The following is a 15713-nucleotide window of genomic DNA, read 5'->3' as shown; positions in this document are numbered from 1 at the left end:
GCCTGTTTAACAGGAAGATGATCTTTAAATGGGCTAATGAAAAAAGCATATTAAAGGGAAAAGGTGCATAGCATTGTCTTTTGCAATAGCCTTTTAGCCATATATTGTTATATACCGGCATATGAGAGTATGGGAATTTGCTTTTCAAAAATACCAGCCCATTTCTTGAAAGTAAATTAACCCTGCCATAACAAACAGGTAAATCCGCCTGCTTACCTTCGCCGCTTGCAAACCCATAAGCAAAGAGGTGGAATGTAATTCATATCTTTGTTTTGTAAAAAGAATATATGTTCAGATCATCACTATCCGGATTTTTATTGTACCTCCTGAGTCTAGGTTTTTCCTATGCCCAGCAACCGGTACAGATACATTCCCACAACGATTACGAACAGAACGTTCCGTTCTGGACTGCCTTTTCAAACGGATTGTCTTCCATTGAAGTCGACATTTTTCTTCGCGACGGCAGGTTATATGCTACCCATGAAGAACATGAAATAAAGGAAGGGCGGACTATAGAAAGCCTCTACCTCGAACCCTTGAAAAGAGCATTGGAATTAAAGCTTCCCGCGCCGGAAAAGTTACAATTGCTGGTGGATGTTAAATCTGATGCCGATGCCACTTTAAAAACGTTGACAAAAGTTTTACAAGGCTACCCGGAGATTACGGCAAATGAAAAAATATCCATTGTCATTTCCGGAAACCGACCCTCTCCGGAAAAATACATAGCGTATCCGGATTATATCCGTTTTGACTACCAGAGTCTCGAACGTCCGCAAAATGAAAAAGTATGGGACAAAGTGGCTATGATCAGTCTCAATTTCAGAAACTATTCCGAATGGAACGGGTTGGGCAGATTGACCGCGGAAGATTATAAAAAAGTAAAGGAAGTGATAGATAGCGCCCATGCATTAGGAAAGCCTTTTCGTTTTTGGGCCGCACCGGATTCCAAAACGGCCTGGAAGGCATTCACAGATATGGGACTTGATTTTATCAATACCGATATGCCGTTCCGGGCAGCCGGGTATCTGAATACCCTCGAACAGCGCGTACACTACAATACGATTACGTCGGAAGTGTATGTGCCGACCTATGCTTCAGACGGAAAGGAAATCCCGGTGAAAAATGTTATTTTGCTTATTGGTGATGGTAACGGATTGACGCAGATATCCTCTGCGATATTCGCCAATGGCGGGGCTTTGACCCTTACACAGTTGAAGAATATCGGGTTTCTTAAAACCCAGTCCTCAGATGATTTTACTACTGATTCGGCTGCCGGGGGAACGGCACTGGCAACCGGGGAAAAGACATATAACCGGGCTATCGGAATGGGGGTAACGGGGAAACCGTTACGGAATATCACAGAACTTTTGTCCGATCACGGATTCATCTCCGGGATTATTACTACCGATAGAATAACCGGGGCAACACCATCTGCATTTTATGCACATAGAAAGGACCGTTCGGAAGCTTCCGGTATAGCGGAAGACCTGCTCCGTAGTTCCCTGTCCATGTTCATCGGGGCAGGAAAAGAAGATTTCGGCAACGAAATAAACCGGCATTTTGACGTGTCGAGTTCTTTGGATGGCCTGAGGCAAAATAAAGCAGATAAGACAGGCGTATTTCTTTCCGAAGGAAGTCTACCGGGAATTATCGAAGGAAGAAAAAATGTGCTTGCAAAAGCTGTCGAGGACGGTTTGGAATTTTTGTCTTCCAAAGAAAAACCTTTTTTCCTGATGGCTGAGGGAGCGAAGATAGATAGCTATGGTCATGTCAACAACACTGCGGGAATTATTTCCGAAGGAATAGACTTCGATCGCGCGATTACCGAAGCTGTGAAATTTGCAGATAAAACGGGCAATACGCTTGTAATTATTACAGCCGATCATGAAACTTCCGGGTTTAGTATTCCGCAAGGCAATCTGACAGAAAAAATGATAGAAGGCGATTTTACGACGAATGACCACACCGGGGTTATGGTTCCCGTCTTTGCATACGGACCACATTCCGGAGAGTTCAGAGGGGTTTATGAAAACAATGAAGTATTTCATAAAATAGTCCGGATATTAAAAATAAAAAACGGGGAAGAATAACAGAACTGTTTCTGTTTTCCTCCCCGTAAATATGGAATATATCAGGCTTTTTCCTCTCAGAGAGAAAAAGCCTCTTTTATTTTATCTACATAATCCAGCTTTTCCCAGGTAAACAGTTCCACCTCTTTTTCAATTCTTCCGTTATAAGGAGATTCGAATACTTTGGTCACGGTTCTGGGTTCTTTGCCCATATGGCCGTAGGCTGCAGTTTCCAGGTAAATAGGGTTGCGGAGTTTTAATCGTTCTTCTATGGCCGCCGGGCGCATGTCGAACAGTTTTTCCACGATCTTCGCTATTTCCCCGTCCGAGAGGTCTATATGAGCCTTGCCATAAGTATTTACGCTTATGGAGGTTGGTTCCACCACCCCGATAGCGTAACTCACCTGTACCAGTACTTCATCCGCAACTCCGGCGGCTACCAGGTTCTTCGCAATGTGTCGCGCTGCATAAGCGCCGCTACGGTCTACCTTGCTCGGGTCTTTGCCGGAAAATGCACCCCCGCCGTGAGCTCCTTTCCCGCCATAGGTGTCAATAATGATCTTCCTCCCGGTAAGACCGGTATCACCGTGTGGTCCGCCTATAACGAATTTTCCCGTCGGATTGATGTGGTATTGTATATCATCCGTGAAAAGTTTTTGCAGTTTTTCCGGCAGTTGTGCCTTTACCCTCGGGATCAGGATTTCGATAATATCTTTTTTGATCTTTTGAAGCATGGCAGTATCATCCTTGTCAAAATCGTCGTGTTGGGTAGATACCACGATCGTAACGATTCGCTGGGGAATATCATCGTCGCTGTATTCTATGGTAACCTGGGCCTTGGCATCCGGACGGAGGTAAGAAATCTCTTTTTCCTCTCTTCGGAGCTCAGCCAGGGTTTGCAGTATCTTGTGCGAAATATCCAGGGCAAGCGGCATATAGTTTTCGGTTTCCTTTGTGGCATAGCCGAACATCATTCCCTGGTCACCGGCTCCCTGTTCTTCCTTACTGGCACGGTCCACGCCCTGGTTGATGTCCTGGGACTGTTCGTGAATAAGTGAAATAACCCCGCAGGAATCCCCGCTGAACTGGTATTCTCCCTTCGTATATCCTATCTTGTTAATGATCTCTCTGGCAATGTTCTGCAAGTCAAGGTAGGTTTTGGATTTTACTTCGCCTGCCAGGACCACTTGCCCCGTGGTTACCAGAGTTTCACATGCTACTTTGGATTCCGAATCGAATGCCAGGAAATGGTCCAGAAGGGTATCGGATATCTGGTCTGCTACCTTGTCCGGGTGTCCTTCACTGACAGACTCGGACGTAAATAAATAAGCCATTATCTTATTTTATTATTGTTATTAATGGGGGGGAGACTGTCCTGCGAAAGGGCTAAAGCGGTTTGTCCTGCGGTATTTTTTATATGCCGGGTCCGGAATGACTACAGGATAACTGTTTTAGCATTTTTTTCACGAGGTTGCAATCAGTCAAATCCTTCCTCTTTTAAAAGTACGGCAACAAAGGTATGAAACGGATTTGAATTGCAAAATGAATTTGCGAATTATGTTGGTCTCATTGAAAGGGTGAAAAAACGTGATCTAAGATTTTTATTTGGTATATTGCGGTTATAATCAATCCTCTTTTACCAATGAAACTGAAATACATACTGTGCAGCCTTTTGCTGGCTGCGGGCACTCTGGTTTTTTCCCAGGAGTTACATACTGTAAACCCCGGTGAAGCCGGTTTCTCCGAAGATCGTCTCGAAAGAATAGATAAAATGATAGATGGCTATGTGAGAGATAGGAAAATAGCCGGGGCAGTCGCACTGATCGCACATAACGGAAAAATTGTTTATCATAAAGGAATCGGGTATGCGGACATTGCGGAAAAGAGAAAGATGGAGCCGAATACCATTTTTCGGATAGCTTCACAGACGAAGGCCATTACCAGTGTCGCAATAATGATGTTATTTGAAGAAGGCAAATTACTCCTGGACGATCCCGTTTCGCTGTACATACCGGAATTTAAGGACCCTACAGTACTCGATACTTTCAATCCTGCCGATTCTACTTATTCAACGATTCCGGCTACAAGGGAAGTGACTATACGTGATTTGCTAACCCATACTTCCGGGATCGGGTATGCCGTTATTGGGAGTAAAGAGACTAATGCTATTTATGCCAAGGCGGGTATTCCGGCGGGTTTTGTAGCGGCCCCCGTAAGACTCGGAGATAAAATAAAGGCTCTCGGTAAACTTCCGCTGATGCACCAACCGGGAGAAAAATTTACCTATGGCCTCAATACCGACGTTCTCGGTTACGTCGTTGAAGTGGTTTCCGGGCTTTCATTGGACCGGTTTTTCCATAAAAGGATTTTTGAGCCGATAGGGATGAACGATACTTACTTCTATTTACCAAAGGACAAACAAGACCGTCTTGCGGAAGTATATTCGGAAAACGAAGCAGGGGAGACCGTGGCGGCACCCCAGGTAAGCCACGGCGGGATTGATAAGGATTATCCCGTACTGGGGAGTACGTATTTCTCGGGTGGAGCCGGCCTTTCTTCCACGGCATCGGATTATGCCGCTTTTCTGCAAATGTTACTGAACAAAGGAGAATATAATGGTAAGCAGTTGTTAGGCCCCGATACCGTAAGATTAATGACGGTAAACCAGATAGGGGAAATAAACCTGCATCACGGTAACAAATTCGGTTTGGGATTTGAAGTAGTCGGTGAAAGAGGTAGTGCCGTATTCCCCTGGCACGAAGGATCTTTTTCATGGGGAGGTTATTTCGGTTCACATTACTGGGTAGACCCTGCATCGGGAATTGTAGCGGTAATTCTTACCCAGGAAATCCCGAATAAGGAATGGGGGGATATTTCTGCGAAATTCAAGAATATGGTATATGCCGCATATACCGGGAAATAAAAAATCCTGCCGGAGCAGGATTTAAAGAGAGTCTCGGGCTTATTTGCCCCGATGTCCTTTGCTTCTGTGGTGAAGGGATTTTTTTGGTCTTTCGTAACTCCTTTTCCATTGGGCATACTGCTCTTCGTCCAGTATGTTCTTCATTTTATTCTGAACAGCCAGGCGGGCGTCCAGTCTTTCGTTCATAAAGGCAAAGCGCTGCTCGGCAGTCCATTCTTTCTTCGTTGCCCTGGCTTCTTTGAATTTCTCAAATCCGGCTTTTCGCTTCTCGGCAAGTTCTTTGTTGAGTTTCAGTACTTCCTTTTGCTGTGCCTGGCTGAGGTCCAGTTTAAGAGCCATTTGTTTGGTTCGCAGTTCCGCCATTTGTTCCGGGGTGAAATCCTTAAAACGTTCTACCCGGTGTTTTTTCTTTTCCAAAGTTCTTCCTTCCCTTTTTTCCTGTGCCATAACCCCCGTTACCAATGTAAGTGCTATAGCTAAGCTTAATAACTTTTTCATACTCTTAATTTTTTACGATTTTACTATTTAGACTGGGATACGAAGGAAAAGTTTAAAGTAAAAAGTGTGTTTTGTGATATTATTAACAACAAAAGCCTGAAAACACAGGGTTTTCAGGCTTTTAATATTGTTTCTTTTTTTCGGAGTTTAATCCTGCTCCTGTAATTCCACGGTTTTGGAGTCGCCTTCCACTACCACTTTTACCAGGCCGAGCTTAGAAAGGCCTTTCATGCCTTTGTCCCATGCTTTATTGCTCAGTTCTGTGGCAGTTTTTAATTCGTCCAGTGCCACAGACTTCTGTTTGCGCAGTATATCGATAATTACTTTTTCGTTGTCACTGAGTTGTAACGGTTTTTTCTCCGGTCGCATTTGCGGGAAAAACAGTACTTCCTGTATAGAAGCGTTATTCGTCATTAGCATTACCAGGCGGTCTATTCCTATCCCGATTCCGGAAGTAGGAGGCATACCGTATTCCAGGGCACGGAGGAAATCCTGGTCGATAAACATAGCTTCGTCATCTCCCTTTTCGGACAATTGGAGCTGATCCTCAAAGCGCTGACGCTGATCGATAGGATCGTTTAACTCAGAATAGGCATTTGCCAGTTCCTTCCCGTTCACCATTAATTCAAAGCGTTCGGTAAGCTCCGGATTGTCCCGGTGTTCTTTGGTAAGCGGGCTCATTTCCTTCGGATAGTCCGTGATAAATGTAGGCTGAATATAATGATGTTCACATTTTTCCCCGAAAATCTCGTCTATCAGCTTTCCTTTTCCCATCGTATTATCTACAGGGATATCCAGTTTTCTGCAAACTTCCCGGATCTGTTCTTCATTCATGCCGGCAATATCATAACCGGTATGATCTTTAATGGCCTGTAATATAGGAACCCTGGGGTAGGGGGCTTTGAAATTTATTTCGTTCTCACCTACCTTTATCCTGGAGGTGCCGTTGGAATCCATCGCTACTTTTTCCAGTAACTGTTCTGTAGTATCCATCATCCAGTGATAATCCTTATAGGCTACATACAGTTCCATTACCGTAAATTCCGGGTTATGGGTACGGTCCATCCCCTCGTTGCGGAAATCCTTGGCAAATTCATACACACCGTCAAAACCTCCCACTATAAGCCTCTTGAGATACAACTCATTGGCAATGCGAAGATAGAGCGGCATATTCAGTGCGTTGTGATGTGTAATAAACGGCCTTGCCGCAGCTCCTCCCGGAATAGGTTGTAATATAGGGGTTTCTACTTCCAGGTATCCTCTGCTATTGAAAAAATCCCGGATACTGGTGGTGATCCTGGTCCGTTTTATAAAAGTTTCTTTTACGTGCGGGTTGACTACCAGGTCTACATAACGCTGGCGGTAGCGCAGTTCCGGATCGTTAAATTCGTCATAAGTCCTCCCTTCATTATCCACTTTAGGTAACGGAAGTGGCCGGAGAGATTTGTTGAGAACCACAAAATCCTTAACCATTACGGTTATCTCTCCTACCTGGGTGGTGAACAACTCCCCTTTAACACCTATAATATCGCCTATGTCCAGCAGCTTTTTATAAACTTCGTTGTATTTGGTCTTATCTTCATCCTGGCATATCTCGTCTCGATTAAAATATACCTGTATTCTTCCTTCGCTGTCCTGTAACTCCGCAAAAGAAGCTTTACCTTGTATCCTCCTGCTCATCAGACGTCCGGCAATTACCACTTCTTTTCCCTCTTCATAACTGTCTTTTATCTGCCGCGATGTATTGTCTACCGGATACAAAGCTGCGGGATAAGGGTCGATGCCCAATTCCCTTAACTTTCCGAGTTTTTCCCTTCTAACGATTTCCTGTTCTGAAAGCTGCATAGTCAAGCTGTAAAATTAATTTCGATTCTTCTTTTAAAGGTGCAAAGATAATTACAATTTATATTATAAGCATGTAGTAAATGACTTCATGTAAAAGTGATAAAACTATGTAAAAATGACAAGGGGATTGAAGAGGAAACTATATTTTTATACCCTCGGTTTCTGACCCGGTGATTTTGTATGCTATTCCGGCGATCTCTTTATAGGAGATTTTTCCGAAAAAAAATAAAAAACAGGCTGTAACAAAAAAGCCGGATTTCAGTCTTATTAGTACCATCAATCAAGAGCAGGAATATTGCGATCGGTACAGCCGGAGAGCTTTGACGTATCCGTATGGTAATACCTGCCGTAAAAATAATATATATGAGTATCTGGAGAGTATTGTTATCCATTCTGTTTCCGCCCCTGGCTGTTCTGGACAAGGGGTGTGGTTCCGTTGTTATTGTTTTTTTGCTGACCCTTTGCGGCTGGATTCCCGGGGTTATCGCGGCACTTGTTATTCTGAATAACCCCAACAGATAAACAGGAAGGCCGTAGCAGGGCATCCGGAAAACAGACTGGCGGGAATTCGTACTTTAATGTTTATCTTTGCATTATGAACAAGCAAGTGGAAATACAGGACCTGGGCCTGCGTGACTATAAGGAAGTGTGGGATTACCAGGAAGAACTTTTTCAGGGTATACTGGAGTTGAAGATAAAGAACAGAAGAGAAGGCACGGACCTCAAGACGCCAAATTACCTTTTGTTGGTAGAACATCCCCACGTTTACACCCTTGGGAAAAGCGGGGATATGCGGAATATGCTGCTTGACGAAAAACAACTAAAGGAAAAGGGCGCCTCCTTCTACAAGATAAACAGGGGAGGGGATATCACCTATCACGGTCCCGGTCAAATCGTCGGATACCCTATTCTGGACCTCGATAACTTTTTTACCGATATACATAAGTATCTCCGTTTCCTGGAGGAAGTTATTATCCTTACCCTCGCCGACTACGGTCTTAAAGCTGCCCGAAGCGAAGGCGAGACCGGGGTGTGGCTGGATGTGGGAACACCGTTTGCCCGGAAAATATGCGCCATGGGTGTGCGGGCATCCCGATGGGTAACCATGCATGGTTTTGCATTGAACGTCAATGCCGACCTGGGATATTTCGATAATATTGTTCCTTGCGGTATCCGGGGCAAAGCTGTTACTTCGATTAATGTGGAACTGGGAAAACAGGAAGTGCAGGAAAAAGAAGTCAAAGAAAAATTACAGAAACATTTTTTCCGGCTTTTCGAAGCAGAACCGGTAATGACATCCGGGATAATTGCTGCCGGATAACGGTTTTTTCGGGGACTCTGTGTGTTTTATATAGTCCCCTTTCTTTTCCCGGGTATTTATCCCTTTAACTTGTTCAGGTACATATTTACGACATTCTCTATGCCCAGGTAAAGAGATTCGGCGATAAGTGCGTGGCCAATGGAAACTTCCAGCAGTCCGGGGATATTTTCTTTGAAAAAACGGATATTATCCAGGCTGAGGTCGTGCCCGGCATTGATGCCTAACCCAAGAGAATTAGCTACTTTCGCTGCCTTTACGTAAGGGTCTATGCCTTGTTTGTTCCCTTTGTCATAAGCTTCGGCAAAAGCCTCGGTGTATAGTTCAATCCGGTCCGTGCCTGTGGCTACCGCTCCTTCGATCATTTTGATGTCCGGGTCGGTGAAAATAGAGGTTCGTATGCCGTTTCGCCGGAATTCCGTAATGACTTCCTCCAGAAAGTCTTTGTGTTTGATAGTATCCCATCCGGCATTGGAGGTAATGGCGTCTTCCGCATCCGGGACCAGGGTTACCTGGGTAGGTTTTACTTCCAGGACCAGCTCCATGAATTTTTCCACCGGATTTCCTTCTATATTGTATTCCGTACGGACAATAGCTGTCAGGTCTCTGGCATCCTGGTACCGTATGTGACGCTCATCCGGTCTGGGGTGTATGGTAATTCCCTGGGCACCAAAATCCTGTATGTCCTTTGCCATTTTGAGGAGGTCCGGTACATTGCCACCTCTCGAATTTCGCAGGGTGGCTATTTTATTGATGTTTACGCTTAACTTGGTCATACAAATGATAAATATGGACAAAAATACAAAGTTCATCCTGCTTTTTTCTCACATAATTTAATTAATTTGCTGTCCTGAATATTGAGCTCGTTTGAACTTTTTGTTTTAGGACGAATCTGCCGGGAGGTATGGAATCTGTTTTGTGCACTAATTGAAGTGTTTTTGAAGAAGCATAGAAACATTGTGGTTCGGGAAAAGTTCATGCGTTACGAATTAAGTGCTGCCGGAAAGGGCAGAAAAGCAGAGAAAAAAACCGTAGAGCTTATTTGAAGTGTAAAGACCAGGTATGGAGATTAATTCTTTTATAAATTATGATGTTTCACCGGTTTCACCGGGCGATACCGTAAAACAGGTGCAGGAACTCTTTTTTGAGCTCACCAATACCCATTTGCCTGTGGTAAAGGACGAGCACCTGGTAGGTAATATTTCCGAAGAAGACATTGCCGGTTTTGATCAGGAGAAAAAGGTCTCGGACTACAGTTATGCGCTTGACATTTTTTTTGTACATGAAAATACCAACTGGCTAGAAGTCCTGGAAGCATTTGCCAGGAATAATGCCAATATAATGCCTGTGTTGAACGAAGAAGGTAAATATCTTGGGTACTATGAACTGACCGATATAATGGGGCTTTTCCGGGAGACTCCCTTTTTTAACGAGCCCGGAGGTATACTTATCGTTGAAAAAGGAAGTGCCGACTTTACCTTCAGCGAAATATCGCAGATTGTGGAAAGCGACAACGGGAAGTTGCTTGGCGCATTTATTTCCCGCAACGAAGGCGATATGGCACAGGTAACCCTTAAGGTAGGAAATACAGGGCTTAATTCCATAATGCAATCCTTCAGGAGATACGGATATAATATCATTCTCGGGAATGAAGACGATATGTATATGGAAAACTTAAAAGAAAGGTCGAATTATTTAAGGAAGTTCCTTAACATGTAAAAAACAGTTCCCTCGATATGAAGGTAGGTGTGTTCGGACAGTTTTATCACGACGACAGCGAGGAATATGTGCTTACGCTGCTCGAAGTATTGGACGAAAAAGGAATAGAAGTAATCATTGAGGCAAAATACCTGGAGCTTATCCGGCATTTTCTGGATGGAGAAAAGGAGTATGAAACATTCTCTTCGTTTGACGATCTGGATTCCGGCTGTGATATGTTTTTCAGTATGGGAGGAGATGGTACCATTTTGCGTACAGTCCTTTATATCCGGGATCTGGGTATTCCGGTATTGGGGATAAATACGGGCAGGCTGGGTTTTCTGGCCACAGTACAGAAAGAAAACATACGCCAGGCCGTAGAGAGTATAGTGGGGGAAGAATACAATGTGGTGGACAGAACCCTCCTCGAAATCACCACCAACCCGGAGAACGAAGACCTGACGGAGTTGAATTTTGCCTTGAATGAAGTTGCGGTAAGCCGGAAAGATACTACCTCTATGATTACTGTAGCGACCTATCTGAATGACGAGTACCTTACTTCTTATTGGGCTGACGGACTTATTATCGCCACACCAACCGGTTCTACCGGTTATTCTCTGAGTTGTGGCGGACCTGTACTTACCCCGGATACCACGAGTTTTGTGATTACCCCTATAGCACCGCATAATCTCAATGCAAGGCCTTTGGTCATACCCGATGACACGGTGATCAGGCTAAGGGTTTCCGGAAGGGAGCCAAATTACCTGGTTTCTCTCGATTCCAGACTAGCCACACTTCCGGAAGAAACAGAAATAATTATAAAGAAAGCGCCCTTTGCTGTGAAAATGGTAGAACTGAGGGCAGAAAGTTTTTTAAAGACACTGAGAAATAAACTCCTTTGGGGAGAAGATAAACGTAATTAAAGCCTTCCTGTTGCGGCGTAGTGAAAAGTATGGAAAAAATAACAGTTTTCGCCATTCCGGGAATAAAATACGATAGTACAATTTCCGGAGATAACAGAAGAAAAAGGGAGGATAAGGTGCGTGAAACGAGCTTAAATCAGTTTATGTTTCCGTGCAGAAAACAATAAAAAACCTTTAAATCTGTTGTTTAAGCATACTAATTTAAAGGAAATTACCCATGAGCAATCTTAATTATTATATTTGCGAACTTTTAGAGCATATGAGAAAAGAAATGATCATCGTCTTTTTTCTGCTGGGTGTACAGGTTGGAATGGCTCAGATTCATGAAGTGGGAGTATTCCTTGGAGGAAGTAATTTTATAGGAGATGTGGGGAAAACCAATTATATAAACCCCAATAAACTGGCAGTAGGAGGATTGTATAAATGGAATAAGAGCACGCGATATGCATACCGTGCAGGTTTGTCTTATTCCAAGCTGCATGCAGATGATGCGGATTCGGGGAATTCGGCAAGGCAGGAGCGGGGATATTCGTTTTCCAACCAGGTGCTGGAAGCTTCATTAGGAATGGAGTTCCATTTCTGGGAATATGACCTGCATACCCTTCAAAAGGCATTTACCCCTTATATTTACGGGGGGATTGCAGCGTTTAACTACCGTATGTTCTATTATGGTGAAGCCCAGGGAAGGCTGACAACGCAGGAGAGGAGAACATCGATCGCCTTTCCTTTCGGACTGGGAGTAAAAGGAGAAGTATTACCCAATCTGGTATTGGGGGCAGAAGTAATAGCAAGGTACACATTTGTCAATGACCTGGACGGCAGTAACCCTGAGAGAGACCCCGGGGTAGATTATGAACGGTTCGGAAATTACAACAGTAAAGACTGGTATGTCTTTAGCGGCATTACCATAACCTATACATTCGGTAAAAGGCCATGTACCTTTTGCTACGAATAAAGTTCCGGTTTTCCGGAGTATAGCGGCAGCAGGTCTGTAACCTGCAGAGGAGAAGAAAAATATAACGGGTAAAGGCGCCCGCTGATGAATATGCTTGAATGGATAAGATAAAAAACGCCATAGATAAGGAAAGACTACCTAAGCATATTGCCATTATAATGGATGGTAATGGACGATGGGCAAAACAAAGAGGTAAATTAAGGGTGTTCGGACATGAAAAAGGAGCTGCTGCAGTACGCCAGGTGGTGGAAGGATGCGCTGAACTGGGTGTAGAAAACCTGACCCTCTACGCGTTTTCAACCGAAAACTGGAATCGCCCCAGGATGGAAGTGGAAACCCTGATGAAACTCCTTATCGTATCGTTGCGTAAAGAACTGAAAACGCTTACCGATAATGATATCCGGCTCCAGGCCATCGGAAGAATGGAATTACTGCCCCCCACAGTGTCCAAAAAACTGGAGGCTGTTATAGAAAAAACAAAAAATAATAACCGGATGACCCTTACCCTTGCTCTAAGCTATGGCTCCAGGGAGGAACTTAAAAACGCGGTACAGGCGATAAGTTCTAAAGTTAAAAATAATATAATTTCTGCCGAAGATATTGACGAATCGGTTATAAATGAGCATCTTTACACGCAAAATTTACCGGATGTAGACCTTCTTATCCGTACTAGCGGGGAGGTTCGGGTGAGTAATTTTTTGCTGTGGCAGATAGCCTATGCCGAGCTTTATTTTACGGAAACCCTATGGCCGGATTTCAATAAGGAAAAACTGTATGAGGCAATTTTAAACTATCAAAACAGGGAACGTAGATTTGGAAAAACTAGCGAACAACTTAACTGAGAATAGCATGCGCAATAGATATTTTGGAGTGATTATCACATTCTTTGTGCTTCTTTGTAACAATACCGTTTTAACGGCCCAGGAAATCAAGTTTGATAAAGGACAGAAATACATACTGGGGGGGATTGAAGTTACCGGGGTAAAAAGCTACAATAAACAAACCGTTATAACCTACAGTGGCCTTCGTGTAGGCCAGGAAATAACCGTTCCCGGAGAACAAATAACCAATGTTATTAAAAAGTTGTGGAAGCTGGAGTTGTTTAGTGACGTTACCTTTTATATTGATCGCGTAGAGGACGATAAGGTTTTTCTTATACTCGATATAGAAGAAGTGCCTACCCTTTCGTCGGTGAAAATAGAAGGGGTAAAAAAGAAAAAGGGAGAAGCCGTACTCAAGGAGGCCGATATTAAGAAAGGCAAAAGGGTTACAGAGAGCTTTATAACCAATACACGAAACTTCCTGGTAAATAAATACAAGAAGCAAGGCTTTTTGCACGCCAGAGCCAATATTATCACTGCTCCCGATACTTCTGCGGTGAATGCCGTGAAAATGCAGGTAAATATAAACAAGGGAGAAAAGGTAAAAGTGAAAGACATTACCTTTGATGGTAACGAAGCGTTGAAAGATAAAACGCTCCGGAAGGCCATGAAGAATACCAAAAGAAAAGCCTTCGGGCGTTTCTGGAAAAAATCCAAATTCATTCCGGAAGATTATAAAACGGACCTTGTGTCGCTTATAGATAAGTATAAGGAAAAAGGGTATAGGGATGCCAGGATAATTGCCGATACGGTACTGGATAACGAGACCAGTAAAATAAATATCAATATAGACCTCGAAGAAGGGAACAAATATTATTTCGGGAAGATCGATTTTGTCGGGAACACCGTTTACAGTGACCGTCAGCTCGCTACTGTCCTGGGAATAGAACCGGGAGACACCTATAATGGTGTATTGCTGAGGGATAGGATACAGGATGAAACCAAACCGGATGGTGAGGATATAACCAACGTTTATCAGAACAACGGTTATTTGTTCTCTTCCATTAACCCGGTGGAAATATCCGCAAAAAACGATACCATTGATTTTGAAATACGTATCATAGAAGGTAAACTGGCTTATTTTAACGATGTACGGGTATCCGGTAATGACAAGACCAACGACCATGTTATCTACAGGGAAATGCGTACCAGGCCGGGACAGAAATACAGTAAGGAAAATGTGATCCGTACCATCCGGGAACTCGGTGGACTGGGTTATTTTGACCAGGAAGCGGTTGTTCCGGATATCAAAAATGCAAACCCGGATGCCGGTACCGTGGATATCGAATACGGAGTTACCGAAAAGGGATCGAGCCAGATAGAGCTGCAGGGAGGCTACGGTGGCGGAGGATTTATCGGTACGCTTGGATTGTCATTCAGCAACTTTGCGATCAAAGATTTGTTCAATAAAAAAGCATATAAACCCGTACCTATGGGAGACGGACAAACCCTGGCATTGCGATTACAGGCCAGCCGTTTTTTCCAGACCTATAGCTTCTCCTTTGCGGAACCCTGGCTGGGAGGTAAAAAGCCAACTCAGTTTTCCGCTTCTTTATCGCATAGCCGTCAGTTTTATTTCGATCGATTTACGGGGCGTCCAAGCAAGGACCAAAGGTTTTATATCACCAGTTTTACCCTTGGGTTGGCAAAACGGCTGGAAGTTCCGGATGATTTCTTTACCCTGTCGCATTCTCTAAGTTTCCAATACTACGATCTGGAGAATTATCCTATAGGACTCTTTGGATTTGGAAGTACCGGATATGCGAAGAATATAGCGTATACCATTGCCCTTTCACGGGATAACAGGAACCCGAAACTCATTTATCCGCGTACCGGGTCGAGATTTACGATCTCTGCCAGGGTAACACCGCCGTACTCTTTGTTTGACGGGGTGGATTACGGAGACCTAGAAAATCAGGATAAATTTCAGCGCGAGGATGACAACGGGAATCTGGTGCCCGACCAAGAGAAGATCGAACAGGAAAAGATCAAATGGCTGGAGTTCTACAAGATCAAGTTTGACGGGGAGTGGTATAACAGGCTTGTCGGCGATCTCGTATTAAAAACATCGGCTAACTTCGGTTATCTCGGAGCATATAACCAGGACAGGGGAGTAGTGCCTTTCGAAAGATTCTTCCTCGGTGGGGACGGAATGGCTAACTATACGCTCGACAGTAGGGAGACTATACAGTTGAGAGGTTACCCGAACCAGTCTTTATCGCCCAATATCGGTTCTACGATATATAACAAATTTTCCATGGAACTTCGCTATCCGTTAACCCTTAAACCGTCGGCTTCCATTTACGGACTGGTTTTTGCCGAAGGAGGTGCCGGCTTTGAAAGTTTTAAAAACTACAACCCGTTCCAGCTGAAAAGATCTGCAGGTTTTGGCTTGCGTATCTTTATGCCGGCATTCGGATTACTGGGTATAGATTTCGGACACGGATTCGATCCTATAAACAGTGGTGGACAAAAGAACGGATGGGAAACCCACTTCATTATCGGACAACAATTTTAACTTTGGCACGATATTTTCTATGGTAAGCAGGGATAGTGTATAACACATAAAAGTTCTTGTAGGTATTGTTATAGGCCGAATGAAA

The 15713-nt window shown here is 43.9% G+C and carries 13 protein-coding genes; 9 read left to right on the top strand and 4 right to left on the bottom strand.

Going from position 1 to position 15713, the window contains the following annotated elements; genetic code table 11:
• The first annotated feature begins 287 nt into the window (after positions 1–287).
• A complete protein-coding gene (locus tag ACVBDU_RS07830; protein WP_447179203.1) occupies positions 288–2090 on the top strand; it encodes an alkaline phosphatase in 1803 nt (600 codons plus the stop codon).
• A 56-nt stretch (positions 2091–2146) separates the two neighbouring features.
• Here ACVBDU_RS07830 and metK read toward each other — a convergent pair whose 3' ends face one another.
• On the bottom strand, positions 2147–3403 hold the full coding sequence (gene metK / locus ACVBDU_RS07825; RefSeq protein WP_447179202.1) for a methionine adenosyltransferase: 1257 nt from the start codon (positions 3401–3403) through the stop codon (positions 2147–2149).
• Between the two features lie 308 nt (positions 3404–3711).
• On the opposite strand from metK, the gene ACVBDU_RS07820 reads away from it, so the two are divergent.
• Positions 3712–4992 (top strand): serine hydrolase domain-containing protein, encoded by a 1281-nt coding sequence (locus tag ACVBDU_RS07820; protein WP_447179201.1) that lies wholly within the window; start codon positions 3712–3714, stop codon positions 4990–4992.
• A gap of 39 nt (positions 4993–5031) precedes the next feature.
• Here the strand turns inward: ACVBDU_RS07820 and ACVBDU_RS07815 are convergent, their stop codons facing one another.
• Positions 5032–5490, bottom strand: coding sequence for a DUF4890 domain-containing protein (locus ACVBDU_RS07815; protein WP_447179200.1), 459 nt, complete (start codon positions 5488–5490; stop codon positions 5032–5034).
• A 147-nt stretch (positions 5491–5637) separates the two neighbouring features.
• Entirely contained in the window at positions 5638–7335 is a 1698-nt protein-coding gene (gene lysS, locus ACVBDU_RS07810; protein WP_447179199.1) for a lysine--tRNA ligase, read from the bottom strand.
• Between the two features lie 363 nt (positions 7336–7698).
• Between lysS and ACVBDU_RS07805 the strand changes: the two genes are divergently transcribed.
• Both ACVBDU_RS07805 and lipB read left to right on the top strand, forming a co-directional pair.
• A complete protein-coding gene (locus tag ACVBDU_RS07805; RefSeq protein ID WP_072318675.1) occupies positions 7699–7857 on the top strand; it encodes a YqaE/Pmp3 family membrane protein in 159 nt (52 codons plus the stop codon).
• Positions 7858–7930: 73 nt separating this feature from the next.
• Positions 7931–8656: a lipoyl(octanoyl) transferase LipB gene (lipB, locus tag ACVBDU_RS07800; protein ID WP_447179198.1), complete on the top strand. Its 726-nt coding sequence runs from the start codon at positions 7931–7933 to the stop codon at positions 8654–8656.
• A 56-nt stretch (positions 8657–8712) separates the two neighbouring features.
• Here the strand turns inward: lipB and ACVBDU_RS07795 are convergent, their stop codons facing one another.
• Positions 8713–9429: a pyridoxine 5'-phosphate synthase gene (locus tag ACVBDU_RS07795; protein ID WP_447179279.1), complete on the bottom strand. Its 717-nt coding sequence runs from the start codon at positions 9427–9429 to the stop codon at positions 8713–8715.
• 286 nt (positions 9430–9715) lie between these two features.
• Here ACVBDU_RS07795 and ACVBDU_RS07790 point away from each other — a divergent pair, with 286 nt between their 5' ends.
• From ACVBDU_RS07790 to bamA, 5 genes are all read left to right on the top strand, one after another.
• Positions 9716–10372, top strand: a complete 657-nt coding sequence (locus ACVBDU_RS07790; RefSeq protein WP_447179197.1) for a CBS domain-containing protein — start codon at positions 9716–9718, stop codon at positions 10370–10372.
• A gap of 17 nt (positions 10373–10389) precedes the next feature.
• Positions 10390–11274: an NAD kinase gene (locus ACVBDU_RS07785; protein ID WP_447179196.1), complete on the top strand. Its 885-nt coding sequence runs from the start codon at positions 10390–10392 to the stop codon at positions 11272–11274.
• A gap of 217 nt (positions 11275–11491) precedes the next feature.
• The gene (porG, locus tag ACVBDU_RS07780; RefSeq protein ID WP_447179195.1) at positions 11492–12229 is read left to right on the top strand and encodes a type IX secretion system protein PorG; all 738 of its coding nucleotides are present in this window, start codon (positions 11492–11494) and stop codon (positions 12227–12229) included.
• Positions 12230–12327: 98 nt separating this feature from the next.
• The gene (uppS, locus tag ACVBDU_RS07775) at positions 12328–13071 is read left to right on the top strand and encodes an undecaprenyl pyrophosphate synthase (protein ID WP_447179194.1); all 744 of its coding nucleotides are present in this window, start codon (positions 12328–12330) and stop codon (positions 13069–13071) included.
• A gap of 7 nt (positions 13072–13078) precedes the next feature.
• The gene (gene bamA, locus ACVBDU_RS07770; protein WP_447179193.1) at positions 13079–15628 is read left to right on the top strand and encodes an outer membrane protein assembly factor BamA; all 2550 of its coding nucleotides are present in this window, start codon (positions 13079–13081) and stop codon (positions 15626–15628) included.
• The last annotated feature ends 85 nt before the right edge of the window (positions 15629–15713 follow it).

Source organism: Sinomicrobium endophyticum (assembly GCF_052983315.1).
Note: the sequence above shows the minus strand (reverse complement) of the source record. Positions and strands in the feature narration are given on the sequence as shown.

What these genes read in the sequence shown, in the direction of transcription:
- uppS (WP_447179194.1), top strand. Translation starts at nt 12,328, where the DNA reads ATGGATAAGATAAAAAACGCCATAGATAAGGAAAGACTACCTAAGCAT.
- ACVBDU_RS07795 (WP_447179279.1), bottom strand. Translation starts at nt 9,429, where the DNA reads ATGACCAAGTTAAGCGTAAACATCAATAAAATAGCCACCCTGCGAAAT.
- lysS (WP_447179199.1), bottom strand. Translation starts at nt 7,335, where the DNA reads ATGCAGCTTTCAGAACAGGAAATCGTTAGAAGGGAAAAACTCGGAAAG.
- ACVBDU_RS07785 (WP_447179196.1), top strand. Translation starts at nt 10,390, where the DNA reads ATGAAGGTAGGTGTGTTCGGACAGTTTTATCACGACGACAGCGAGGAA.
- ACVBDU_RS07805 (WP_072318675.1), top strand. Translation starts at nt 7,699, where the DNA reads ATGAGTATCTGGAGAGTATTGTTATCCATTCTGTTTCCGCCCCTGGCT.
- ACVBDU_RS07790 (WP_447179197.1), top strand. Translation starts at nt 9,716, where the DNA reads ATGGAGATTAATTCTTTTATAAATTATGATGTTTCACCGGTTTCACCG.
- ACVBDU_RS07820 (WP_447179201.1), top strand. Translation starts at nt 3,712, where the DNA reads ATGAAACTGAAATACATACTGTGCAGCCTTTTGCTGGCTGCGGGCACT.
- ACVBDU_RS07830 (WP_447179203.1), top strand. Translation starts at nt 288, where the DNA reads ATGTTCAGATCATCACTATCCGGATTTTTATTGTACCTCCTGAGTCTA.
- porG (WP_447179195.1), top strand. Translation starts at nt 11,492, where the DNA reads ATGAGCAATCTTAATTATTATATTTGCGAACTTTTAGAGCATATGAGA.
- lipB (WP_447179198.1), top strand. Translation starts at nt 7,931, where the DNA reads ATGAACAAGCAAGTGGAAATACAGGACCTGGGCCTGCGTGACTATAAG.
- bamA (WP_447179193.1), top strand. Translation starts at nt 13,079, where the DNA reads ATGCGCAATAGATATTTTGGAGTGATTATCACATTCTTTGTGCTTCTT.
- metK (WP_447179202.1), bottom strand. Translation starts at nt 3,403, where the DNA reads ATGGCTTATTTATTTACGTCCGAGTCTGTCAGTGAAGGACACCCGGAC.
- ACVBDU_RS07815 (WP_447179200.1), bottom strand. Translation starts at nt 5,490, where the DNA reads ATGAAAAAGTTATTAAGCTTAGCTATAGCACTTACATTGGTAACGGGG.